The 22,707-nt window shown below is 65.3% G+C and carries 20 protein-coding genes and 1 pseudogene; 12 read left to right on the top strand and 9 right to left on the bottom strand.

What is annotated here, in order from left to right:
• Positions 1 to 61: 61 nt before the first annotated feature.
• Both H5T65_08575 and H5T65_08570 read right to left on the bottom strand, forming a co-directional pair.
• The gene (locus H5T65_08575) at positions 62 to 979 is read right to left on the bottom strand and encodes an RluA family pseudouridine synthase (protein MBC7259290.1); all 918 of its coding nucleotides are present in this window, start codon (positions 977 to 979) and stop codon (positions 62 to 64) included.
• A gap of 11 nt (positions 980 to 990) precedes the next feature.
• Positions 991 to 3,975, bottom strand: a complete 2,985-nt coding sequence (locus H5T65_08570; GenBank protein MBC7259289.1) for a PAS domain S-box protein — start codon at positions 3,973 to 3,975, stop codon at positions 991 to 993.
• Positions 3,976 to 4,494: 519 nt separating this feature from the next.
• Here H5T65_08570 and H5T65_08565 point away from each other — a divergent pair.
• From H5T65_08565 to H5T65_08555, 3 genes are all read left to right on the top strand, one after another.
• Positions 4,495 to 5,523: an alcohol dehydrogenase catalytic domain-containing protein gene (locus tag H5T65_08565; GenBank protein MBC7259288.1), complete on the top strand. Its 1,029-nt coding sequence runs from the start codon at positions 4,495 to 4,497 to the stop codon at positions 5,521 to 5,523.
• A 244-nt stretch (positions 5,524 to 5,767) separates the two neighbouring features.
• On the top strand, positions 5,768 to 5,971 hold the full coding sequence (locus H5T65_08560; protein MBC7259287.1) for a hypothetical protein: 204 nt from the start codon (positions 5,768 to 5,770) through the stop codon (positions 5,969 to 5,971).
• A complete protein-coding gene (locus tag H5T65_08555; GenBank protein ID MBC7259286.1) occupies positions 5,964 to 6,215 on the top strand; it encodes a type II toxin-antitoxin system RelE/ParE family toxin in 252 nt (83 codons plus the stop codon). The genes H5T65_08560 and H5T65_08555 overlap by 8 nt, the downstream gene beginning before the upstream one ends.
• 28 nt (positions 6,216 to 6,243) lie before the next feature.
• Here the strand turns inward: H5T65_08555 and H5T65_08550 are convergent, their stop codons facing one another.
• The 3 genes from H5T65_08550 to H5T65_08540 all read right to left on the bottom strand — a co-directional run bounded on the left by H5T65_08550 (position 6,244) and on the right by H5T65_08540 (position 8,999).
• On the bottom strand, positions 6,244 to 6,483 hold the full coding sequence (locus H5T65_08550) for a HypC/HybG/HupF family hydrogenase formation chaperone (protein MBC7259285.1): 240 nt from the start codon (positions 6,481 to 6,483) through the stop codon (positions 6,244 to 6,246).
• Between the two features lie 57 nt (positions 6,484 to 6,540).
• Positions 6,541 to 8,301, bottom strand: a complete 1,761-nt coding sequence (gene aspS, locus H5T65_08545) for an aspartate--tRNA ligase (protein MBC7259284.1) — start codon at positions 8,299 to 8,301, stop codon at positions 6,541 to 6,543.
• A 197-nt stretch (positions 8,302 to 8,498) separates the two neighbouring features.
• Positions 8,499 to 8,999, bottom strand: a complete 501-nt coding sequence (locus tag H5T65_08540; protein ID MBC7259283.1) for a DUF4870 domain-containing protein — start codon at positions 8,997 to 8,999, stop codon at positions 8,499 to 8,501.
• Positions 9,000 to 9,127: 128 nt separating this feature from the next.
• On the opposite strand from H5T65_08540, the gene H5T65_08535 reads away from it, so the two are divergent.
• The gene (locus tag H5T65_08535; GenBank protein ID MBC7259282.1) at positions 9,128 to 9,913 is read left to right on the top strand and encodes a segregation/condensation protein A; all 786 of its coding nucleotides are present in this window, start codon (positions 9,128 to 9,130) and stop codon (positions 9,911 to 9,913) included.
• On the opposite strand, the gene vanZ is transcribed toward H5T65_08535, so the two are convergent.
• The gene (gene vanZ, locus H5T65_08530) at positions 9,873 to 10,289 is read right to left on the bottom strand and encodes a VanZ family protein (GenBank protein ID MBC7259281.1); all 417 of its coding nucleotides are present in this window, start codon (positions 10,287 to 10,289) and stop codon (positions 9,873 to 9,875) included. The two genes, H5T65_08535 and vanZ, sit on opposite strands and share 41 nt — an antisense overlap.
• A 22-nt stretch (positions 10,290 to 10,311) precedes the next feature.
• The gene (locus tag H5T65_08525) at positions 10,312 to 11,478 is read right to left on the bottom strand and encodes a glycosyltransferase (protein MBC7259280.1); all 1,167 of its coding nucleotides are present in this window, start codon (positions 11,476 to 11,478) and stop codon (positions 10,312 to 10,314) included.
• 352 nt (positions 11,479 to 11,830) lie between these two features.
• Here H5T65_08525 and H5T65_08520 point away from each other — a divergent pair, with 352 nt between their 5' ends.
• The 8 genes and pseudogenes from H5T65_08520 (at position 11,831) to H5T65_08485 (ending at position 20,816) form a co-directional block, all read left to right on the top strand.
• The gene (locus tag H5T65_08520) at positions 11,831 to 12,883 is read left to right on the top strand and encodes a homoserine dehydrogenase (protein MBC7259279.1); all 1,053 of its coding nucleotides are present in this window, start codon (positions 11,831 to 11,833) and stop codon (positions 12,881 to 12,883) included.
• On the top strand, positions 12,868 to 13,344 hold the full coding sequence (locus tag H5T65_08515; GenBank protein ID MBC7259278.1) for a hypothetical protein: 477 nt from the start codon (positions 12,868 to 12,870) through the stop codon (positions 13,342 to 13,344). The genes H5T65_08520 and H5T65_08515 overlap by 16 nt, the downstream gene beginning before the upstream one ends.
• 68 nt (positions 13,345 to 13,412) lie before the next feature.
• Complete coding sequence (locus tag H5T65_08510) at positions 13,413 to 14,615, top strand: zinc ribbon domain-containing protein (GenBank protein MBC7259277.1); 1,203 nt, start codon at positions 13,413 to 13,415, stop codon at positions 14,613 to 14,615.
• A gap of 116 nt (positions 14,616 to 14,731) precedes the next feature.
• Positions 14,732 to 15,319 (top strand): nicotinamidase, encoded by a 588-nt coding sequence (locus tag H5T65_08505; GenBank protein MBC7259276.1) that lies wholly within the window; start codon positions 14,732 to 14,734, stop codon positions 15,317 to 15,319.
• 11 nt (positions 15,320 to 15,330) lie between these two features.
• Positions 15,331 to 16,503 (top strand): nicotinate phosphoribosyltransferase, encoded by a 1,173-nt coding sequence (locus tag H5T65_08500; protein ID MBC7259275.1) that lies wholly within the window; start codon positions 15,331 to 15,333, stop codon positions 16,501 to 16,503.
• Positions 16,504 to 16,704: 201 nt separating this feature from the next.
• Positions 16,705 to 17,993, top strand: a pseudogene (locus H5T65_08495) (MFS transporter).
• A 120-nt stretch (positions 17,994 to 18,113) separates the two neighbouring features.
• Positions 18,114 to 18,566, top strand: a complete 453-nt coding sequence (locus H5T65_08490; protein ID MBC7259274.1) for a hypothetical protein — start codon at positions 18,114 to 18,116, stop codon at positions 18,564 to 18,566.
• A gap of 177 nt (positions 18,567 to 18,743) precedes the next feature.
• Entirely contained in the window at positions 18,744 to 20,816 is a 2,073-nt protein-coding gene (locus H5T65_08485) for a hypothetical protein (protein ID MBC7259273.1), read from the top strand.
• Positions 20,817 to 20,916: 100 nt separating this feature from the next.
• Here the strand turns inward: H5T65_08485 and H5T65_08480 are convergent, their stop codons facing one another.
• Both H5T65_08480 and H5T65_08475 read right to left on the bottom strand, forming a co-directional pair.
• Positions 20,917 to 21,276: a hypothetical protein gene (locus H5T65_08480; GenBank protein MBC7259272.1), complete on the bottom strand. Its 360-nt coding sequence runs from the start codon at positions 21,274 to 21,276 to the stop codon at positions 20,917 to 20,919.
• 37 nt (positions 21,277 to 21,313) lie between these two features.
• Positions 21,314 to 22,543 carry a cation:proton antiporter gene (locus H5T65_08475; protein MBC7259271.1) on the bottom strand — a complete coding sequence of 410 codons (1,230 nt, stop codon included), beginning with the start codon at positions 22,541 to 22,543 and terminating at the stop codon, positions 21,314 to 21,316.
• Between the last annotated feature and the right edge of the window lie 164 nt (positions 22,544 to 22,707).

Here is a 22,707-nt window from a genome sequence, read left to right as displayed (position 1 = left end):
GGAGTGCGCACGGGTGTACGGGCGATTCGTGAGTCGCCCGTACACCGCGGGGCGACTGCCGTCAATCGCGCCGCAGGCGCTCCAACACGGCGGCCAGGTCGTCGGGCAGGGGCGCCTGGAACTCGCGCCACTCGCCCGTCCCCGGCAGGCGGAACCCAAGCCTCGCGGCGTGGAGGAACAGGCGCGGGGCCTTCGCCCGCTGCTTGCGGAACCCGTACACGGGGTCGCCCACGATGGGGTGGCCTATGAAGGCCATGTGGATGCGAATCTGGTGCGTGCGGCCCGTGAGCGGGTGTGCCTCTACCAGCGTGTGCTCGGCGTAGAACTCCAGGGCGCGGTATTCGGTCTGGGCCTCGCGTCCGCCGCGCGGCACCACGGCCATCTTCTTGCGGGCGCGGGGGTCTCGCCCGATGGGGGCGTCAATCAGGCCCGTCGGGGGCGACACGTGCCCCTCCACCAGCGCCAGGTAGGCCTTCTGCACCTCGCGCCCCTTGAACTGCTCCTGGAGGTTGCGCAGCGCCATGTCGCCCTTCGCCACGACGATGAGGCCCGACGTATCCTTGTCCAGCCGGTGCACGATGCCCGGGCGGAGTTCGCCGCCCACCCCGGCCAGGTCGGGGCAGTGGGCCAGCACCGCGTTGACCAGCGTCCCGCTGTGGTGTCCGAAGGCCGGATGCACCACCATCCCCGCCGGCTTGTTCACCACCAGGATGTCGGCATCTTCGTAGAGGATGTCCAGCGGAATAACCTCGGGGGCAATCTCCACCTGCACGGGCGCCGGAATCTCCACGGTGAGGGTGTCGCCCGGCTCCAGGCGGTGGGACGCCTTGACGACCGCGCCGTTCACAAGAATGCGCCCTTCGTCAATGAGCCGCTGCGCCGCCGCCCGCGACAGGTCGGGCACAGCCTCGGCGATGTACTTGTCCACGCGGATGCCCCCGCGTTCCACCTGAAGCACGATCCGACGTTCCATGTCCATCCGCGCGACGGCTACGCTTCCAAAGCCTCGCGCACCTTCTGGGCCAGGGCGCGCCGGGCAAAGGGCTTTTGCAGGAAATGAGTGCCGGGCTCCAGGATGTGGTTGTGCGCGATGGCGTTTTCGGTGTAGCCCGACACGTACAACACCTTCACGTCAGGGCAGATTTCGGCCATGCGCTTGGCCAGTTCGCGCCCGCTCATGCGCGGCATCACCACGTCGGCCATGAGCAGGTCAATGCGCCCGGCCTGCTGCCGCGCAATCCGCAGCGCTTCGGCGCCGTTGCTGGCCTCCAGCACCGTATAGCCCAGTGCCCGCAGGATGCGCGCCGCCATCTGCCGCACCGCCGCGTCATCCTCGGCCAGCAGAATTGTCTCGGTCCCGCCGACGACGCGCGCCTCCTCGGCCCGTTCGCTGCGGGCGTCGGCCGATTCCGCTACGCTCCGCAGGTACACCTTGAACGTGGTGCCCACGCCCGGCTCGCTGTACACGTAGATGTTGCCCTCGTGCTGCTTCACGATGCCGAACACGGTGGACAGGCCCAGCCCCGTGCCTTTGCCGGGTTCCTTCGTGGTGAAGAATGGCTCAAAGATGCGCGCCTTGACCTCGTCGGTCATGCCCACGCCGGTGTCGGTAACGGCGATGAGGATGTAGTCGCCGGCAACCGTCCCCGGATGGGTGCGCACGTAGGCGTCGTCCAACGTTACGTTGCTCGTCTCAATGGTCAGCGTGCCGCCATCGGGCATGGCGTCGCGCGCGTTGACCGCCAGATTCACCAGCACCTGCTCTATCTGCGAGGCGTCGGCGCGAACGGTAGCCGGTTTCGCGTCCGGTACCACGACGAGTTCAATGTCCTCGCCGATGAGCCGGCGTAGCATCTTGCCCATACCCTGGATCAGGTCGTTCAGGTCCACGATCCCCATCTCAAAGATTTGCCGACGCGAGAAGGCGAGGAGTTGTCGGGTCAGGTCGGCGGCGCGGCTGGCCGCGTCCAGAATCCCGTGCAGGTCGGCCGCCGCCGGATGCTTCGGCCCCACTGCCTCCAGCGCGAAGTTGGCGTAGCCGGAAATCGCCGTGAGGAGATTGTTGAAGTCGTGGGCGACGCCGCCCGCCAACCGGCCAATGCCCTCCATCCTCTGGGCATGGAGGAGCCGCTCTTCTATCTGCTTGCGGTCGGTAACGTCCAGCCACGCGCCTTGATAGTGGGCGACCGTTCCGTCGTCGGCGCGCACCGCTTCGGTGTAACTCTCGGTCCAGACGGTGCGCCCGTCCGGGGTCTGGATGCGGAAGTTCAACTGGAAGAATTCTTCGCCTGCGGCCGCCCGCCGCGCCAACTCGTCGGCGACGCGCTCGCGGTCCTCGGGGTGGATCAGCGCGTACAGCGACAGCGGCCCGGCCAGAATGTCCTCCCGCGCGTAGCCAAACCGCGCCACGTTGTCGGACACGAATTCCAGGCGGCACTCCGCAGTGGCGTCGCAACGGAACAGGGCCACCGGGCTGTGCTCTACCACCACCTTGGTCTGCCACAGGAGTTGCTCCATCAGTTTCCTTTCGGTGATGTCGCTGAACACCATCATGGTACCCACCTGTCTGCCGGCTTCCATGCGCGGGGCGCCGGTTACCTCCACGGTGAGGCGGGTTCCGTCCTTGCGAATGAGATCCACCTCGTAGCGATCGCGCACGCCCCGGCTTCGGCGCTCGTTGGCGGCGCGGACGATGTCGTAACAGTCGGGCGCAACGATGGCCGTCCAATGCTGCCCTACCAACTCCGCCGGCGAATCGTAGCCGAGGATGGCCGCAGCGGCGGGGTTGGCGAACGTGATGCGCCCATCCATGTCATCGGTCATCAGTCCTTCCATCATACTTTGGATCAACCCTTCGCTGAACTCCTTCATTCGGCGAACCTCCTTCTCGGCCCGTCGACGTTCGCGGTCCTCCCGCTCTAGGGCTTCGGCCATCTGGTCAAAAGCGCGCGCCAGGTGGCCAATCTCGCTTCTGTCGCGAACCGCCCCGGCCCGCGCGCTCAAGTCGCCCTCGGCGATGCGCCGGCTGGCCAGGATGACGCGCTGCACGGGTCGCACAAAAGCGCGATCGGATGCGAACCAGGCCGCACCGCCTGTCAACAGCGCTGCCAGCATAATCGTGGCTACGGTCAAGATGAAACTTCGTTCTGCGTGACCGAAGGCTACCCGCGCCGGAATGGTTACAAATACATGCACATGCTCGCCCGCGCTGGTCGCCTCCAATGTGGCTACCGCGTAGAGCCTTGTAACGCCGTCGGCGCCGCGTGCCAGCCGCGTCCCCTCCTCGTGCGATGTCAGCGCAGCGAAGAGGGGGTCCTCGGAGACGGGCTGCCCAGGGACGTGTTCATCGCGGGGATAGCGGGCGACTACCACGCCGCGATGATCGGCCACCGCGAGCGCCCATGCGCCATCCAGCGAGTGCAGCGCTACCGCGCGATCTAGCCATTCCCAATTCAGCCACGCAACGAGAAGCGCACGCACGTTTCCCTGATCGTCGCGCACCGGATAGGCCAGCGGCGAAGCGGGGTGTCCGGCTACAGGGTCTGCCTCCGCCTCTCCGACGGCGACGGTCCCCGACGCCGCGGAGCGAACCCAGGGCCGGTCGCCCAAATTCAGGCCATCGGCAATCCCCCAGGATGCGCAACGCACGCGCCCATTGGTGTCTACCACGGCTAGCGCGGCGATTCCTGAGCGCTCTTCCAGTTCCTGTCTGAGCAGCGCCCCACAGTCGTGCTCGCTTCCTACCGCCGCTGCAGGTTGATGTGCCAGTGCGTCCAACAGGGTCGTCGCATTGCGAATCTGTTCGTCCTGTTCGGCGGCTACGTGCCTGGCGATGTCAGCAGCGAACCTGGCGAAGTCAGCCCGTACCTGATTCTCCTCTGCTGCAAAGGCATAAACCGCCAGGCCGACGGCAGGGATAAGGACGAACAACACGAGAGCCGCCACGCGCGCCCGAAGGCTCAAGAGAATCGTCAACGTTCCCTCTCTCGTTGTTGGTGTGATGACGACAACGATGAGCGTCCGCCCTGGGGGGATGTTGGGCGGGCGGAAATCCACTGTTGGACCCTTATAATACCATACTATGGCTGTGAGCGCAAAAACTCGTTGCGGCAATCGGGGTTTCGCCAGAGCAGGCGGTAGCAGATCTGGAACGGCTTGGGGAACTCATCCGAAGTCGCCGCGCCCAACCGTAGGGCAGGTTTCCATACCCGACCCCGAACCCCTCACCCTGGCCCTCTGCCCGCGTTGCGGGGCGAGGGGATGGGCGGGCGGCTATGGGAAGCCGCCCTACTCGCCGCGCCCAACCGTAGGTCGGGTTTCCATACCCGACCCCGAACCCCTCACCCTGGCCCTCTGCCCGCAAGCGGGGCGAGGGGACTCGCTGGGGGCGAGGGGTGGCCGCCCTACCTGTTGTCTCCGCGGGCGGTTAACTTTGACAGGACACCGAGGCTGTGCGATACTTCACGTGCCAGGAACTTCAAGGAGGACAACATCATGAAAGCGGTGCGTTTGGTTGAGACGGGCAAGCCCCTTCAGATGCAGGAAATCCCCGTGCCGGACGTCGGCGACCGAGATGTGCTCGTGCGCGTGCGGGCGGCGGGCATCTGCCACTCGGATGTGCACTATCGCGCCGGCACGTCGCCGGTGCGGGAGTTGCCGGTAACGCTCGGGCACGAGGTGGCGGGCGTGGTGGAGCGCGTCGGCTCGCAGGTGCGCAACGTGAAGGCGGGCGACCGAGTCTGCATCCACTACATGGTAACCTGTGGCGAGTGCGCCTACTGTAGCCGAGGGAGCGAACAGTTCTGCGTGCAGGGCAAGATGATCGGCAAGCATCGCGACGGCGGCTACGCCGAGTTCATCGCCGTGCCGGCGCGCAGCGTGGTGCTCCTGCCCGAGGAAGTCCCGTTTGAGCATGGGGCCGTGCTCATGTGCTCGTCGGCGACATCGTTCCACGCCCTGCGCAAGTCGCGCCTGCAGCCGGGCGAGACGGTGGCGGTGTTCGGCGCGGGCGGGCTTGGGATGTCGGCGATTCAGATCGCGCGGGCCTTCGGCGCGCTGGAAGTGTACGCCGTGGACATCAACGCCGACAAATTGCGCCTGGCCGAGCGGTTCGGGGCCATCCCCGTGGACGCCAGCAAGGGCGACCCCGTCGCGGAGATTCGCCGACTCACGGGCGACCGCGGCGTGGACGTGGCGCTGGAGGTTATCGGCTTGCCGCAGACGATGAAGCAGGCGGTGCAGTCGCTGGCCATCTTTGGGCGTGCCGTGCTGGTGGGCATCACCCGCAAGCCCTTTGAGGTGGATTCCTACTTTGAGTTGATCGGGCGCGAGGCGGAGATCATCGGCTCCGACGATCACCTGATGTCGGAATTGCCGACGCTGATAGAACTGGCCCGCCGGCGGATTCTGGACTTGTCCCATGTGGTTACGCGCACCGTGCCGCTGGACGCGGACGCCATCAATGCGGTGATGGACAATCTGGAGCGCTTCAAGGGCGACACGCGGGCGGTGATTGTGCCGTAGGGGGCGGCCAGCGAACAGCGGTCAGGTTCCAAGGACCGGCGTCCATTCCTTCGTCGGTATGGTTGGGTTACGCTTCGCCAGTGGCGGGCTGGGAACCCGCGCAGGGGGAGGGCTCCAAACACGGGGGGAACGGGGGCGGTCGGATTGACGGTGCAATGCGTTGTGGCTATACTGGATGTGGCGATGATTGGTGGGACGGGCGAGAAGGATTCTGTAGGAGGCTAGTCCAGTGGTAGCGGAACTGATGCGCGCGGTGCAGTTCGTCGTGGATGCGAACGGCAACAAGAAGGCCGTGGTTATTGACTATGCGGCGTGGGAGGAACTCCTGACGCTGTTGGAAGACCTGGAGGACGCGGAGGAGGCCCGCCGTCTGCGCGAATTGGGCGAGGAAGCCATCCCGTGGGAGGAAGCGAAGGCGCAGTTGCGGGCTGAGGGCGTGGATGTATAGAGTCCAGATTCTCCGACAGGCTGTCAAGGACATCGCAGCGTTGCCCAAAGAGCACGCGCGATCGGTCAGCCAGCATATTGACGGCCTGGCGGAGAACCCACGCCCACCTGGCGCAAAGAAACTTCGGGCAGTCGGCGCCTACCGCTTGAGGGTGGGCGTGTGGTGTATCCTCTATGACGTGGACGACGAGTCGCGCACGGTTACGGTTTATCGTGTGAAGCATCGTCGTGAGGCGTACGGATGACCCACGTGGAGATAGGCGGGATGCCAGCCTATCCCTCTTCGCTGGCGGCCAGTTCCGCCAGAGTCTGGAGGGTCAGTCGGGCTTCTTCTTCGTCCAGCAGGCTGATGGCGAAGCCTGCGTGGACGATGACCCAGTCGCCGGGGCGGGCTTCGGGGGTGTAGGCCAGGCACACCTCGCGGGCCACGCCGCCGAATTCCACCGTCCCCATCTTGAGGCCCAGAGGATTGTCCTGTACGCTCGTAACCTTACCAGGGATGCCCAGGCACATGATCGCCTCCGCGCGTGCGTCCGTAGTGCGCCGGCGAGCGGCGCGTGCTTGCCGTCCTCATTCGTCGTACACGATCCGCAGGTGCAACTCCCGCAACTGCTGCTCGGTAATCTCCGAGGGCGCGCCGGTCATCAGGTCAATGGCCCTGCTGTTCTTGGGGAACGCGATGACCTCGGACATGCTGTCCTCGCCCGCCAGGAGCATGACGAGTCGGTCTATGCCAGGGGCGATGCCCCCATGAGGAGGCGCGCCGTACTCAAAGGCTTCCAGCATATGGCCGAAGCGCGCCGCCGCATCCTCCTTGGAGTAGTTCAGCAGGGCGAAGACCTTCTCCTGGATGTCGCGGCGGTGGATGCGGATGCTGCCGCTGGCCAGTTCGTACCCGTTGCAGACCAGGTCGTAGCAATCGGCGCGGACGCGGGCAGGGTCGGTGTCCAGGAGCGGCAAATCGGCCTTCTTGGGCATGGTGAAGGGGTGATGGACGGCATCCCATCGCCCTTCTTCCTCGTTCCATTCCACCAGCGGGAAGTCCACAATCCAGCAGAAGGCCAGCAGGTGCGGGTCGGGCAGGTTGAGTTTGCGGCCCAGTTCCACGCGCAGCGCGCCGAGCACGGCGTTGGCAGTGGCAGGCGCGTCGGCCACGATGAACATCATGTCGCCGACCTGGGCCTCCAGGCGCGCGGCGAAGGCGTCCAGTTCGGCGGGCGCGAAGAACTTGGCGGGGCCGCCCTTGTACCCGTCGGCGGTGCGGGCGATGGCGACCAGGCCCTTCGCCCCCAGCGCCTTCGCGCGCTCGGTCCAATCGTCAATCTCCTTGCGCGTGAGGTCGGCGCAGCCTGGGGCCAGGATGCCCTTGACCACGCCGCCCGCCGCAAGGGTCTCCTGGAACACGCGGAACTGGGATTGTGCCGCCAGGTCCGACAGGTCTGTGAGGGGCAGGCCGAACCGCAAATCGGGCTTGTCGGTTCCGTAGCGGGCCATTGCCTCGTCGTAGGTCATGCGCGGGAAGGGCGACAGGATTTTCCACTGGGGCGTAACCGTGCGGACCAGTGCGGTGTATAGCCCCTCAATGACGTTCAGGATGTCTTCCTGCTCCACGAAACTCATTTCCAGGTCCAGTTGGGTGAATTCCGGCTGGCGGTCGGCGCGCTGGTCCTCGTCGCGGAAGCAGCGGGCGATCTGGAAGTAGCGGTCAAAGCCGGCCACCATGAGGAGTTGCTTCAACTGCTGGGGCGACTGGGGCAGGGCGTAGAACTTGCCTGGATAGAGGCGACTGGGCACGACGTAGTCGCGCGCGCCTTCGGGCGTGCTCTTGATGAGGATGGGCGTCTCTATCTCCACGAAGCCGCGGGCGTCCAGGTAGTCGCGGATGAACTTCACGACGCGGTGGCGCAGGATGATGTTGCGCTTCATGCGTTCGCGCCGCAGGTCCAGATAGCGGTAGCGCAGGCGGGCGGCCTCGTCGCCTTCGCGGTCCTCGGTGATGTAGAATGGCGGCGTCTTGGCCTCGTTGAGCACCACGGCCTGCGTCGCCAGGACTTCCACATCGCCGGTGGCAAGGTTAGGGTTGGGCCTCACGCGCTTCTGCACGATCCCCGTAACTTGCAAGACGTACTCGCTTCGGGCGCGCGCGGCCACCTGGTGCGCCTCGGCGGATACCGAAGGGTCAAATACCAACTGCGTGATGCCGTAGCGGTCGCGCAAGTCCAGGAACGTCAGCCCGCCGTGGTCGCGCCAGCGGTGTACCCAGCCGGCCAGCGTAACGGTCTTGCCCACGTCGCCGGTGCGAATCTCGCCGCATGTATGAGTGCGCAGCATACGTTTCTCCCTCTTTCACCGCGGAGCGCACGGAGACCGCAGAGAGAAGAAAAAGGGAATGGTCTCTGCGTTCTCCGCGGCCTTTGCGGTGAGAACATTGCCCATGTGTTGCTATTATAAGCATGTGGGGCCGAAACACAAAGCCGCCGACGCGAGGCCGACGGCTTTGTCAGCGGATTGCGTTTTCGGCCTGGGTTTCAGTCCACCCAGCGGCCCACCAGATAATAGCGGAAGTCGCGCCCCTCGGCCACTTCGTAAGCGCCGTAGCACGCGTACACCAGCGCCGCGACGGGGAGCCCCAGGGATACCACGCCCCATAGCAGCGTCAGCGCCAGGGCGACGGGGATGAGCAGGATGCCGACGATGGCGGCCATGAGCATGGCGGTGCCCACCCACGCTGCGACCACCAGCACCAGGCCCAGGATGGCGATCACGATGGTGAACACGACCACCAATGCCTGGAAGATCGTGGCTTGCAGCGCGTGGCGGGCGACGAATCGCGAGCGCTCGCGGAACACCAGCCAGATGACCAGCGGGACAATCGGCCCGACTAGGCAGAGCGCGCCTCCGGTGAGGACGCCAAATAGCACTGTGATGAGGGCGCTGGCGTGCGCGATGGCCGCCCACGCGCGCTCATCGCTGGAGATGGCGGGCGCGATTGGCTCCGCCGACGAGGGTTGGTGCGTCTGTTCCATCATCTCCCTACTCCTTCCTGCCAGAGGTACGTGTCTGAAGCCCTTACATGCGTCGGCGTCCGCACGTTCATTGTGCGCGAACACCCAATCCAAGTATAATACGACGGTCATTTTCTGGCAAGGAGCAGTCCATGTCGGACGGGTATCAGGTTCAATTGCCCGTATTTGAGGGGCCGCTGGATCTCCTGCTGCATCTGATTGAAGAGCAGCAACTGGATATCACAAAGGTGTCGCTGGCCCAGGTTACGCAGCAGTACCTGGACTACATCGCTCATGCGGAGGCCATCAACCCGGACCAACTGGCGGATTTCTTGGTGGTGGCGGCGAAGTTGATTTACATAAAATCAACCGTCCTGTTGCCCCAGATGGTGGTCTCGGAGGAAGAGGAGGAGGACGCGGGTGATGACCTTGTGCGCCAACTGCTGCTGTACCGACAGTTCAAGCAGGCTGCCGCGTACCTGCGCGCGTTGGAGGAGCAGGGGAATCGCGCTTTCGTGCGGGTGGCGCCGCCTGTAGGCCTGCCCAGGACGGTGGATTTGGAAGACGTTACCCTTGACGCGCTGGTGCAAGCGGTGCGCGAGGCGTTGGCCGTCGCCCCGCCCGCTCCGCCCGTCAACGATGTGGTCGCCCCCTTGCTCATCACGGTGGACGAGAAGATCGCGTTCATTCAGGAACGGCTGGCCCGCCGTGGGCGCGTGTCCTTCCGTCAACTGGTGCGGCAGGCGCGCAGCCGCATGGAGGTCATCGTAACGTTCCTGGCCGTGCTGGAGATGGTCAAGCGGCAACTGGTGGAAGCGTACCAGGAGGCGCTGTTCGGCGAAGTGTTCATCGCGGCGCTGAAGCCGCCGGAGCGCAGGGGCGAGGCTCCGGCGGGGGTCAACGGAAACGGCGGGGCTCCGCCGTCGGGGGCGCCGTAACCGCGGCGTTTTCACGCGAGGCCAGGCGGGCGTACAGGTACGCGCCCAGGAGCGCCGCCGCGGTGTCCAGCGCCACGTCCAGCGGGTTGCCGTTGCGGCCGGGCACGAACCGCTGGTGCCATTCGTCGCTGGCCGCGTACAGCGCGCTCATCGCCGCTGCCAGGACGACTTGTCCCCGCCGTGCGCCCAGGGCGCGGGCCAGGAGCGCGCCCAAAATCGCGTACTCCACCGCATGGGCCGACTTGCGCACGAGGAGTTCTAGCCAGGGCTCGTCAATGCGCGGCAGGTCCGGGCGCGAGGAGAAGAAATAGATCACCCCCGCCCACGCCAGCACAGGTGCCCAAAGGCGTAACGCAGTTCGCAGTCGCTGTCGCATTCCCCGAATCGCTCCCGCTGTCCTATGGATTGCCGCGCGCGGCGAGCGCCGCCGTGTACGCCTGCTCCAGGCGGGCGGCCAGCACCCCTGGCGCGAAGCGGGCGGCAAAGCGCGAGCGGGCCGCGGATCGCATCGCCCGTCGGCGGTCGGCGTCGCGGAGGAGTTGGGCCAGCGCGTCGGCGAAGCCGCGCGTGTCGCCTGGGGCCACCAGCGCGCCCGTCTCGCCGTGGACGACGTAGGACGCGCACTCGCCAACGGCGTGGGCCACCACGGGCACGCCTATTGCCGCCAAATCGGCCAGCCGCGCCGGACATTTATACCGGTTTATCGGCGTGTCGGCAAATGGAAAGATGGCCACGCATGCCGCGCCGACCTCATCGGCGAGGGCGTCGCCTTCCAGGTAGCCGCACAACGTTACGGTGTCGTGCAGTTGGCGTGTCCGCACGGCTTCAGCGAAAGCCCGCTCCTCTCCGCGCATGCCCGCGCCGATGACATGCAGGCTAGGGGCAGGTCTCAGACCTGCCCCTGCGATTGCGACAACGGCGGCCCAGATGTCGGCCACGGTTTCGGGGGCGATGTCCAGAAACCGCGTGTACCAGGCGACGCGGCCGGGGATTTCGTCCGCCTCGGCCGGGCGCAGTGCCGATGTGTTCGGCAGGTAGAAGGGCGCTTCGCCCCGCAGGGCCGCGACGTATTCGCCCAGGGCGCGGCTTGCCACGGTAGCGCCGTCGGCGTGCGCCAGGACCCACCGCTCCTGGCGGGCGAGGGCGGCGCGCTGCCAGGCGGGCCTGTGCCGCGTCCACTCGGCTTCCAGGTCGTCGGCGTCGGCCCAGATGAGGGGGCGCGCCCTCGTGCGGAGGCGCAGCATCGCCTCGGCGACGGCTCCGCCGAAGCCGATGGGCTTGAAGACGTGCACCACGTCGGGCGAGCCGCGCAGGGCTTCCCGAAGCAGGCGGGCGAGCAGGATCGGCCACGCGCCCTGGCCCAGCCGCGCCGGAAACGGCACGCACGCGACGGTCGCGCCGCCCTCGCGCCACACTCGGCCGGCGTCCTGCGGCCTGTCCCACGAGGGCACGAGGGCGCGCACCGCGTGTCCTCGCGCGGCCAGTGCGCGGGCCAACGGCAGGACGCGCCAGCGGGTGGTGCCTTTGGGCGCCAGGCCGAAGGGGGCGACAAAGACAACGTTCATAGGGCGATTATACCACAACGAACGCCGGTGTCATTGCGGTTGTAACCGCGAATGACACGAATCCACGCGAATTGGGGAAAGAGCCATAACCGCGAATAACACGAATGCACGCGAATGGGAAATTGGCGGCGCGATGCCGAAACACGTAGGGCGGCTTTCCATAGCCGCCGAAGGCGTAGGGCAGGTATGGAAACCTGCCCTACGCTCCTTTGCCTTTCATGCTGCCGCCCATCGGTCCGACAAGTTTCCACCGAAATGTATACACGGGGCCGGTCGGTGCAGCCCCGCGCTTGCCCGCAATCCGCTCGCGTAGTATACTTCTGTCAAACCCTGGCTGGGAGGCGCTGGAAGCATGGCTGTGGAGCGGGTTCGCATCGCGCTCGTGGGGCTGGGCAATGTGGGCCGCCGCGTGCTGACCATCCTTGACGAGAGGCGATCGCTCTACCGCGAACGCTTCGGGCTGGAATTCGTCCTCACGGGGGTAGCCGACAGCCGCGGCGCGGCCTGGAGTCCCGACGGGATTGACCTGCGCCGACTCGTGGCGCTAAAGGAGGCGGGCGGGAGCGCCGCCGACTACATCGGCCTGGGTCAAAGGGGCGTCGCCGGACTGGACATGCTGCGCCATAGCCAGGCCGACGTCCTGATAGAGGCGTCGCCGGTGAACCTGTCCGACGGGGAACCCGCCATGGGCCACATCCGCCTAGCGCTAGAGCGGGGGATGCACGTGATCACGGCGAACAAGGGGCCGCTGGCGCTGGCGTACCCAGAGGTGATGGCGCTGGCCCGCGAACGCGGCCGCCGCGTCCTGTTCAGCGCGACGGTCGGCGGGGGGCTGCCGGCGGTGAACGTCGGCGTCCGCGATCTGTGCCACGCCCGCATTGAGCGCATAGACGGCGTGCTCAATCTCACAACCCACTCCATCCTGGTTCGCATCGCGCAAGGCTACACCTTCCAAGAGGCGCTGGAGATGGCCCAGAAGGCCGGCCATGCCGAAGCCGACCCCGCCCTGGACTTGGATGGATGGGACGCCGCCAACAAACTCGTCATCTTGGCCAATGCTGTGCTCGGCTATCCTGCCCGCCTGCCCGAGGTTCGCGTCGCGGGCATTCGGGGCATCTCCGCGAAGATGATCCAGCACGCGCGGGAGAGAGGCAACGTCATCCTGCTCCTCGCCGTGGCCGAGCGTCGTGGCGCGGGCTATTCGCTGAGCGTGCAGCCCACCGAAGTCGGGGCGGAGCATCCTTTGGCGCGCCTGACGTCGGTGCAGATGGGCATCGTGTACTATACGGACACCAACGGCATCGTCGCGGTTACGGTGGATGAAGTGGATCCCATCCCCACCGCAGGCGCGGTGGTGCGCGATCTGATTACTCTGTATCGCGAGGGGACATGGAGCGGCATCTGAAAGTGTTGCGCATTCTGTGTGATGCGCTGGAACCCGCGGGGGTGAACTGGGCGGTAACGGGCAGCGTGGGGCTGGCGTTGCAGGGCGTGGCGCTTACGCCGCACGATGTGGACATCCAGACCGACGCGGCGGGAGCGTACCGCATCGCGTCGCTGTTCGCGGGGCACGTTGTGCGGCCCGTCGCGCTCTCGGAGAAAGCCGGCATGCGATCGCATTTCGGGGCGCTGGAGATTGACGGCATGACGGTGGAGATCATGGGCGACGCGCAACACCAGCGCGAGGATGGCACCTGGGAGCCGCCGCCCGACCTGGGGCGCATCACGCGCCGCGTGGACGTGGCGGGAATGCGCGTGCCGGTGGTGTCGCTTGAGCATGAGCGCGACGCCTACGCGAAGATGGGGCGTGCCGAGCGCGTCGCGCAGATAACGCGTGCCCTGGAGGGTGTGGCCCGGGGGCGGTAAGTCCCCCTGTGCGATGGCGTGCGCCGGTGTCGTGTGCGCCTCGGCGCGTGTGTGAAGGAGGCGGGGAGATGTCGGACGTTCGTGTGGTTCGGTGTCCCCAGTGCGGGGCCAAACTTCCACCCGGCAACGACGTGGTGTGCGAGTACTGCGGGACTCGTTGCATATTGGGCGAGCCGCAGCCCAAGCCCGCAAAACCCGAAGCGCCCCGTCGGGAGAGCGGCGAGGCGGCGCAGGCGGCAACCCTTCGCCTGAAGACCGTCCAGTGCATGGATCAGCAGGGCATCGGCACAGAGGCGTTCCGCATGCTGATACCGGTGGACTGGGTGTTTGAGGGGGGCGTCCATTGGCTGCTCAACAACCCTGGGATGCCTGCGGTGATCGCCTTTCGCGCCCGCAACGCCGCCAACACCGAGGCTTTTGAGGCCTTCCCCAACATCTCGTTCTACTGGACGAACAACCCGATGGTGCACATGACTTTTCCCATCGGCGCGCTTTACTTCGGCAACGAGGTGCGTCCGCCCATGGGCGCGCAACAGATGCTGCGCGAAATTGTCCTGCCCCGCTATCGGGGGAAGATGGCCGGGCTTCAGATTGTGCGCGAGGAACCTCTGCCGCAGTTGGCGCAGCAGGTTGGGGCGGGCGCGCAGTCCACTCCGGGCGCGGTAACGTCGGCGGACGGGGCGCGCGTGCGCGTGCGCTACTCGGTGGGGGCGCAGACGGCGGAGGAGGAGATCTACGGCGTCGTTGAGGTAACGCAGGTGTCCATGCCGGCCCTGTTCGGCTCGGTGGAGCACATCTACTGGATGGCCGACTATCTCTTCTCTTTCCGCGCCTTGCAGGGCGCTTTGGATGGGATGGCCGAGTTGTTCTGGACGATGACGCGCTCGTTCCAGTTGAACCCGCAGTGGTATGGCCGCTACATGCAGGTCAGCCAGTACCTCATCCAGAACCAGATTCAGCAGATTCAGCATGTAGGCCAGTTGAGCCGCATCATCAGCCAGACCAGCAGCCAGATCAGCGACACGATGATGGAATCGTGGCAGCAGCGCCAAGCGGCGATGGATCGGATTTCGGACAACTTCAGCCAGGCCATTCGCGGTGTGGACGAGTACTACAACCCCTTTGACGAGCGCGGCGTGGAACTGCCCGGTGGACATGGCTACGCCTGGTGCAATGCGCTGGGCGAGTACATTTTGAGCGACGACCCGAACTTCAACCCGAACATTGGCTCTAACCTGAATTGGCAGCAGATGGAGCGCCGCGGCCCATAGTCCAGAGGCGCGGCGCGGGCGGGACACCCGACGTTCCGCCGGGCCGGATGCCCGGCCTTTGGGGCTGGACTTGCGATACGAAGTACAGGGATTGCAAGGAGGGAGAGACCATGACTATCAAGAGGAAAAGTGCGCTGGTGATGGTGGACATGCAGAACGATTTCTTGCCCGGAGGCGCGCTCTCCATACCGGAGGGCGACGCCATTCTCCCCAAAGTCAACGCCTACTTGGAGTTGTTTGCGAAGCGCGGCTTGCCCATCGTTGCCACCCGCGATTGGCACCCGCCGGAGACCACGCATTTTCAGGTGAAGGGCGGCGTGTGGCCCGTCCACTGTGTGCAGGACACGCCGGGCGCGGCGTTTCACCCCGACCTTGCGCTGCCCGATGCGGCCATCGTCGTGTCCAAGGGGATGGGCGCGGACGAGGATGCCTATTCCGCGTTCCAGGCGCGCGACGCGCAAGGGCGACCGCTGCCCGAATTGCTGCGGGCGATGGGGATTCGCCACCTGTACATTGGCGGGCTGGCGCTGGACTACTGCGTCAAGTTCACCGGCCTGGACGCGCGCCGCGAGGGGTTCGGCTGCACGGTGCTCTTGGATGCGACGCGCGCGGTGAATCTCCGGGTGCACGACGCCGAACTGGCGCTTGAGGAACTGGTGCGGGCGGGCGCCGATGTTGCCGTCATTGAAAGCCTGACCGCGTGAGAGGAGTGTGCATGGACGCCAAACGCAGGTTTCACATCGCCACCGAAGCCGAACTGCGAGAAGGCCGCGTAACCGACGTGTACTTTGAGCGCGCCCGCTCGGCCATCCGCGCCCGCAATGCGGACAAAGTTGTGGTGGCCGAGGTGCGCGCCAAGAGCCTGCCCAACGAGTGGGGGTGGGCCGTTTTGGCTGGCGTGGAGGAAGTGGCCCGCCTGCTGGAAGGGCTGGACATCCGCGTGTGGGCGTTGCCCGAGGGGACGCTGTTCTACGCCGGCGAGCCGGTCTTGATCCTTGAGGGGCCTTATACCGTCTTCGGACACATGGAGACGGAAATCCTGGGGATGCTGTGCCAGGCGTCGGGCGTGGCGACCAAGGCGGCGCGGTGTCGCGTGGCCGCGGGGAGCCGCACCGTGCTGAGTTTCGGCGCGCGACGGATGCACCCGGCCGTGGCCCCCATGATTGAGCGGGCGTGCTACATCGGCGGGTGCGACGGCGTGTCCACGCTGCTGGCCGCGGAGGTCATCGGCATCCCGCCCAGCGGGACGATGCCCCATGCGCTTGTGCTGTTACTGGGCGATACGGTGGAGGCGGCCTGGGCCTTTGACCAGGTGGCCGGCCCCGGAGTGCCGCGCATTGTGCTCATAGACACCTTCCTGGATGAGAAGTTCGAGGCCATCCGCGTCGCCGAGGCTTTGCGCGAACGGCTGTACGGCATCCGCTTTGACACTCCCCCGTCGCGGCGGGGCGACCTCCGCCAGTTGATGGAGGAGGTGCGCTGGGAATTGGATTTGCGCGGCTTCCAGCATGTCAAACTCTTCGCCAGCGGCGGGCTGGACGAGTACAGCATCCTGGAACTAAACCCCGTCTGCGACGGGTACGGGGTGGGCACGTCGCTGGCCAACGCCCCCACCATCAACCTGGCGTTGGACCTGGTGGAAGTCGGCGGCCAGTGGATTGCGAAGCGGGGCAAGGAGTCGGGCGGGAAGTTCGTGGCCGCTTGCCCCGCCTGCGGCTCCAGGAAGGTGGTGTACTGGAAGCACGACGCGGGCGTGTGCGAGTGCGGGCAGCCGCGCCAAATCCTCAACACGCTGCTGATTGACGGCGGGCGCGTGGTTGCGGATTTGCCCGCCGTGCCGGAGGTTCGGCAGAAGGTGCTGGCGCAATTGCAGAGCGTTAGCCTGTAGCGTGCTGGGGCGATACACGTAGCCCCGCCGACCGAGAGAGCCGAGGCCCATCGCCTTACGCCTGGCCAGGTTGGCTTTGCTGCGCAGGTCGTTGCAGTCGTTTGCGACGAAGTGGGTACCTGCATGGGACTGCAGGGTTACCGTAGATGGTATGAGGTTCCCGGAGCATCCCGAAGCACAATACAGACAGAAAGGGGGCGTATGGCGGAACAGGCCGACAAACTGCACAAGAAGATCATCAACGCATGGTGCTTGTACGACTGGGGCAATTCGGCGTTCTCCACGACGGTGGAGGCAGCGGTGCTGCCGGTGTACTTCGCATCGGTAGTTGCCGCGGACTTGCCGGGCAACACAGCAACCGTGTACTGGGGCTACGCGGCGGCATTTGCGCTGCTGGTCAGCGCGCTGCTGGCGCCCATCCTGGGCAGCATCGCCGACTATACCGGCTCCAAGAAGCGTTTGCTGGCGTAGGGATCATCGCGACGGCGGTGCTGTTCCTGGTGGACCGTGGGGACTGGCAATTGGCGCTCGGGTGCATCATCGTGGGTTCCATCGGGTTCGCGGGCGCCGCGATCTTCTACGACTCGCTCTTGCCCCACATCGCCGGCCCGGATGAGATAGACTACGTCTCGTCCAAGGGCTACGCGCTTGGCTACCTGGGCGGCGGCCTACTGCTCGCCGTGAACATCGCCATGATCCAGTTGCTGCCCGGCACGCTGGGCGCGCGGCTGTCTTTCCTTTCCGTGGCGTTATGGTGGGGCGCGTTCACCGTACCGCTGCTGCGCTGGGTACCCGAACCGGCTGCGAATACGGTGGGCATCGGTGTCGGGGTGAATCCCGTCAAGGCGGGTTTTACGCGGCTGGGGCAGACCTTCCGCCACCTGCGCCGATACCGGCAACTGTTTCTGTTCCTCGTGGCCTTCTGGCTCTACAATGATGGCATCGGTACCATCATCAAGATGGCCACCATCTATGGGGCGGAGATCGGCATCGGGCAGTTGGATCTCATCGGCGCGCTGCTGATGACGCAGTTCGTCGGCATCCCGTTTTCGCTGTTGTTCGGCAAGTTTGGGAGCCGTATCGGCACAAAGCGCGCCATCATGTTGGGCCTCGCCTGGTACACGCTCATCAGCATCGCCGGGTACTTCATGGCCGTGGCGTGGCACTTCTGGGCGCTGGCTTTCGCGGTAGGCATGGTGCAGGGTGGCACGCAGGCGCTGAGCCGAAGTCTGTTCGGCAGGATGGCGCCCAAGGCCAGGAGCGCCGAGTTCTTCGGATTCTATGATGTGTCCAGCAAGTTCGCGGGGATTGCCGGGCCGGCCATCTTCGCGCTCGTCGGACAACTCACGGGTTCTAGCCGCCTGAGCATTGTGTCGCTCATCATCTTCTTCATCGGCGGAATCTTGCTGCTGACGCAGGTCCGCGAGGACGAGGGAATCCGCGTGGCCGAGGAGGAGAACCGCGCTGCTCAAACGGTTGCCATCGCCTAGCGTCCGGCGGTGCGGCACAAATCGGCGCGTTTCGCCGTATCTCAAGTTGCGCGCGGGCGTTTCAGTATTCGGCCCGCGCGCTCTTGTGCACGGGTAAATCCTGCTTGGGGACACGATCTCATGCGTTTTCTGCGAAACCTGGGTATTGCTGTACTGATTCTTGCGCTGTGCGCAGCCAATGTGGTCGCGCTCCCGCCTCTGCCCAGCAGTTTCTGGGGCGTGATCACGATGAACGGGGCGCGCATCCCGCAGTCTGCCGAACTCACGGCCCATGTGGAGGGCGTGATGTGCGGCAGGGCTACCATTTTCCTGTACATGGGCACGACGTACTACTCGCTTTCCGTGAGAGGAGATGATCCCGATACCCCCGAGAGGGAGGGAGGACGGGAGGGCGACTCAATAGAGTTTCGCCTCAACGGGGTTCCTCTCGCGACTACCGCGCACTGGCATGGGAGCACCAACGTGCGGCTGGACATGGTGGAATCGTCGGCCCACCGACAGACCGCGCCGCCGCGGGTGGTTCTGCCCCTGGTCGCGGTGCAGTTCTGGCCGCAGTTGGACGGCGCGCACTAGCCTTTCCTGAGGCGCAACACGGGCGGGAGTCGGGCATACGGCTCCCGCCTTTTGTCTGTGCCGGCGACACGTTGGGTGCATGGTACCAAAAGGCCATTGACCCTTCTCTGTGATGCGCGTATAGTGCGTAGTAGGACGCGTATGCGTTGCTACTTTCGTGTGCACGGGAGGATGTCAATGGACGCAGCGGTTCGGAGATGGCCTCGCTATGTCCTGTGGGCCTTGGGCACGGCGCTGTTGCTCGCGCTGATGGTATTCGCGGCGGCGGGCGCATTCGCGCAAGGCTCGCCACAGGTGGAGTACGTGGATTACGAGATCATCTACGATAGCATCAATCACGACTGGGTCGCCAACCCGGGCGAGTTCGTTTACCTGCAGGTGTGGATTCGGAACACCGGCACGGTAACGGCCTACGAACTGAGCGGTAGCCTGTACACGGCCAACTGGGAGGCCACGTGTTACGGCGTGGGCAACTACGGCGACCTGGGCCTGGGCGAGGAGAAGGCGCAAGAGTCGGGGGACCTGTACTTCCATCTGAGTCCGCTCACGCCCGACGGCCGCGAGATTGAGTTCACGCTGGACCTGTTTGACAAGTTCGGGGGCTACTACTCGCTGGGGCCTTTCACGGTTACTGTGGTGGACAGTGTCGGGCCGTACTTGGGCGACAAATCGGTAACTCCGAAGATTGCAGAGGTTTCCCACCCGGTAACGCTGACGGCAACCCTGCAGGACGGGTCCGGGGTGAACGCGGTTACGGCCACAGTCCGCAGTTCCGATAACTCTATCGTTACCCAGTTCCCCATGTACGACGACGGAATGCACGGGGACGGGGAAGCCGACGATGGCGAATACGGGGCGGTGTGGACGACCCCATCGGTGGCCCATGATTTCATCGCCGGGTTCCAGGCGCGGGACGGGTTGGGCAACGTGTCCGAGTACCCCGACCAAATCGGATTCACCACGCGCGGTTTCAGCCGCCATGCCAACATCCTCCTGGTGATTGATGAGTTGAACGAGCCTGGCCTGGATGTGTTCTACACCGACGCGCTGGGGGCCAATGGGTTCGCCTACGACCTGTGGTACACGTTCTACCGCGGCTCCGTGCCCGACAGCGTGATTCTCAACTACGTGCCCTGCATTGTGATTTGGGCCGTGCCCGAACAGGGAATGCTGAATGACCCGGAAGACCCTTCGGCACGGAACACGCTGATGACCTATCTTGACCAGGGCGGGAAACTGTTCGTTACCGGCCAGGACATCGGGTACTACATCCACGACCAGGAGTTCTACACCGGCTACCTGCATGCTCAGTTCGTGCAGGACAACGTAGATGTGTTCGCCATTCGGGGCATCTCAGGCGACGAGATCGGGGACGGCATGGAGTTCACGATTGAGGGGACAGGATCGGGCGCGGGCAACCAAAACTGGCCCAGCGAGATCAACCCGATTGCCCCGGCGCAGCGCGTGTTTGAGTACTACGCGCCCGCAGGGGCGGCTGCGGTGCGCCACTTCCGCGCCGACTCCGAATCCGCACGGCGGGGCAAGGTTCCGCCCTCGTCCGGAGTCCAGCCGCAGGCTATCATAGGCAGCGGCACTGCGGCCATTCGCGTGGACACGGGCACGTACAAGGTCGTGTACTTCGCCTTCGGGTTTGAGGGGATTGATGATGCGGACGACCGGAATGCTGTGATGCGCGCCGTCGTCGGGTGGCTGCACGGCCACTCCAACTTTGAGAAGGTCCTGCCGACGGGCTGGAACCTGGTCTCGCTGCCGGTGATTCCGGAGAACGAGGCCATCACTGAGGTCCTGTCGTCCATCGCCGGCAAGTACACGCTGGTGGAAGCCTACGACGCCGAGCACGACACCTGGCGCATCTACGATCCGGCCATGCCGCCCGAGGCGAATACGCTGCTGACGCTGGACGAGGGCACGGCGTTCTGGATCAAGATGTCTGAGACGGGCACGCTTCAGTTGCCCGGCCTGTTGCCCATCTACACCGAGCAGCGCCTGTTCGCCGGGTGGAACTTGGTCGCCTATCCCGCGTCGGAGCCGCGCGCGGTTGCCGATGCGCTGTCTTCCATCAGTGGCAAGTACACCCAGGTGCTGCGCTACGAGGCAGGCGAGCCCACCGCCTGGAAACGCTATAACACGGCCATCCCGCCGTGGGCCAACTCGCTGACGCAGATTGCGCCAGGGTGGGGATACTGGATTTACGTAACGGAAGACTGCACGCTGACCATCCTCAACTAGCGCGCCCGCGATTCGGTTCCAGGCGCTACGCCCGCAAAAACGCGCAGGCCAGACGGGAAAACCGCCTGGCCTGTTTGCGTGTGGGGTGGGTGGCCGCAGCCTATCTGTTCTGTCTGCGCTTGTGCAGTCCGAGGACGCGGCTGACCGGCACCACGAACAGCAGGCCGGTGTGCGGCTCGTTCAGGTCTCCGACGATCTTCTCGGTGGCGGCGACGACGCGCTCCAAGGTCGCATCGTCCTCAACAACGGTGAACAGCGTCCGATGCTGGAACTCGCGGGTTGCGAAGAGGTCGCGCAGCGAGGGCATCAGCGGCAGATCGTCGCTGAAAATGCCCCGCAGCCGTCCCAGGCCGCTGCTCTCCAGAATAGTTACACCGCCCACGCCCGCCTCTTCCCATGCGTCCAGGACGGCGGGGCACTGCTCCAGATTATCCAGTACCAGCACTACCAGTTGTGCCATGCGGCCACCTCCTGCCTATGTACTGCGAAACCTGTCCTCACGCCTTCGGAGGTTCTGCTGCGGCTTGCGCCTGTTCGCCCGTCCTGGCTCCCCTGGGATACAGCGCCCGCAGCGCGATGGGCGTGATCAGGGTAGTTACCAGCACCATCAGCACGACGCTGGCGAAGACCGCGTCGGTGATGAGGCCGGTGCTCAGCCCCACAGACGCCACAATGAGGCCAACCTCGCCGCGCGATGTCATGCCCACGCCAAGGCGCAGCGCCTCGCCTGGGGTGCACCCCGCGACGACGGCGCCGCTCCCGCAGCCGATGATCTTGGAGATCAGGGCCACACCCACGATGGCAAGAGCAATCGGGATGCCCGTCGCTCCCAACGTGCGCACATCGGTTTGCAGGCCGATGCTCACGAAGAAGATAGGCACCAGCCACGCGTAGGCGATGGCGTGCACCTTACCCTCAATGACCTTGCGCGAAGGCGTGCGACCGAAGATGACGCCCGCGAGGAATGCGCCAGTGATGGCGGCGATGCCCCCCAGCGCCTCCGCCGCCCACGCGTACACGAAGGTTACCACGATCGCAAGGCTCATGACCCCCTCGCTGATGGGCAAGTGGCTGACGATGTTCGTGAGCCTGGGCACGACCAGGATGCCCAAGAGGAGGGCGATGGCCAGAAACAGGACCATTTTCACGAGTACCCACACGATAGCGAGAAAGCCCCCATTGCCCCCCGCCACGGCGATGAACGCCGATAGGAGGAGGATCACGAGCACGTCATCCACGACGGCGGCCCCCAGCAGGGCCATACCCACGCGGCTACGAAGCACGCCCAGTTCCAGGAGCGTCTGGGCCGAAATGCTCACGCTTGTGGCCGCCAACACCAGGCCGGTGAACAACCCATGCTGGAGGTCGTAGCCAAAGGGCCAGGTTACCAGCGCCCCGAGGATAACGGGCGCGATCACCCCGCTGACGCCGGCGAGCACGGCGATGCGTCCCGTCTGGGCCATTAGGCCCAAGTCCACCTCAAGCCCCGCCACAAACATCAGGAAGATCACGCCCAGATGCGCGAGGATGAAGATGATCTCCTGCAGTTGCTCGCTTCCGAAGACGGGCCAATGGCCCATGTCCAGCAGCGATGGGCCTAACAGCAGGCCGACGATCAATTCCCCCAGGACCGCCGGCTGGCCAAGCCGAACGCTCAGATAGCCCGCCGCCTTGGCCGCAAAGATGATGAGGGCGAGTTCCAACAGAGTTTGTAAGAAGGTGTCCATGAAGCGACTCCCCGACTGCCTGATCGCGTACAGCGAAAACCAAGGCCCATTATATTGGCGTTGGGCAGGCGGGACAAATGGCAAGAGTTGGGCCAGGGGAAACGCGCGTTCACGGGTCGGTTCCAGAGTTTGTTGGTCGCGGCATGGGCATAGGTGCGACGCAC

The organism is Chloroflexota bacterium, from assembly GCA_014360805.1.
GTDB lineage: Bacteria > Chloroflexota > Anaerolineae > DTLA01 > DTLA01 > DTLA01.
This window is presented reverse-complemented; position numbering and strand designations above follow the sequence as displayed.

Coding starts and splice junctions, on each gene's coding strand:
- H5T65_08575 (MBC7259290.1), bottom strand. CDS start 979: ATGGACATGGAACGTCGGATCGTGCTTCAGGTGGAACGCGGGGGCATC.
- H5T65_08565 (MBC7259288.1), top strand. CDS start 4,495: ATGAAAGCGGTGCGTTTGGTTGAGACGGGCAAGCCCCTTCAGATGCAG.
- H5T65_08560 (MBC7259287.1), top strand. CDS start 5,768: ATGCGCGCGGTGCAGTTCGTCGTGGATGCGAACGGCAACAAGAAGGCC.
- H5T65_08555 (MBC7259286.1), top strand. CDS start 5,964: ATGTATAGAGTCCAGATTCTCCGACAGGCTGTCAAGGACATCGCAGCG.
- H5T65_08550 (MBC7259285.1), bottom strand. CDS start 6,483: ATGTGCCTGGGCATCCCTGGTAAGGTTACGAGCGTACAGGACAATCCT.
- aspS (MBC7259284.1), bottom strand. CDS start 8,301: ATGCTGCGCACTCATACATGCGGCGAGATTCGCACCGGCGACGTGGGC.
- H5T65_08540 (MBC7259283.1), bottom strand. CDS start 8,999: ATGATGGAACAGACGCACCAACCCTCGTCGGCGGAGCCAATCGCGCCC.
- H5T65_08535 (MBC7259282.1), top strand. CDS start 9,128: ATGTCGGACGGGTATCAGGTTCAATTGCCCGTATTTGAGGGGCCGCTG.
- vanZ (MBC7259281.1), bottom strand. CDS start 10,289: ATGCGACAGCGACTGCGAACTGCGTTACGCCTTTGGGCACCTGTGCTG.
- H5T65_08525 (MBC7259280.1), bottom strand. CDS start 11,478: ATGAACGTTGTCTTTGTCGCCCCCTTCGGCCTGGCGCCCAAAGGCACC.
- H5T65_08520 (MBC7259279.1), top strand. CDS start 11,831: ATGGCTGTGGAGCGGGTTCGCATCGCGCTCGTGGGGCTGGGCAATGTG.
- H5T65_08515 (MBC7259278.1), top strand. CDS start 12,868: ATGGAGCGGCATCTGAAAGTGTTGCGCATTCTGTGTGATGCGCTGGAA.
- H5T65_08510 (MBC7259277.1), top strand. CDS start 13,413: ATGTCGGACGTTCGTGTGGTTCGGTGTCCCCAGTGCGGGGCCAAACTT.
- H5T65_08500 (MBC7259275.1), top strand. CDS start 15,331: ATGGACGCCAAACGCAGGTTTCACATCGCCACCGAAGCCGAACTGCGA.
- H5T65_08490 (MBC7259274.1), top strand. CDS start 18,114: ATGCGTTTTCTGCGAAACCTGGGTATTGCTGTACTGATTCTTGCGCTG.
- H5T65_08485 (MBC7259273.1), top strand. CDS start 18,744: ATGGACGCAGCGGTTCGGAGATGGCCTCGCTATGTCCTGTGGGCCTTG.
- H5T65_08480 (MBC7259272.1), bottom strand. CDS start 21,276: ATGGCACAACTGGTAGTGCTGGTACTGGATAATCTGGAGCAGTGCCCC.
- H5T65_08475 (MBC7259271.1), bottom strand. CDS start 22,543: ATGGACACCTTCTTACAAACTCTGTTGGAACTCGCCCTCATCATCTTT.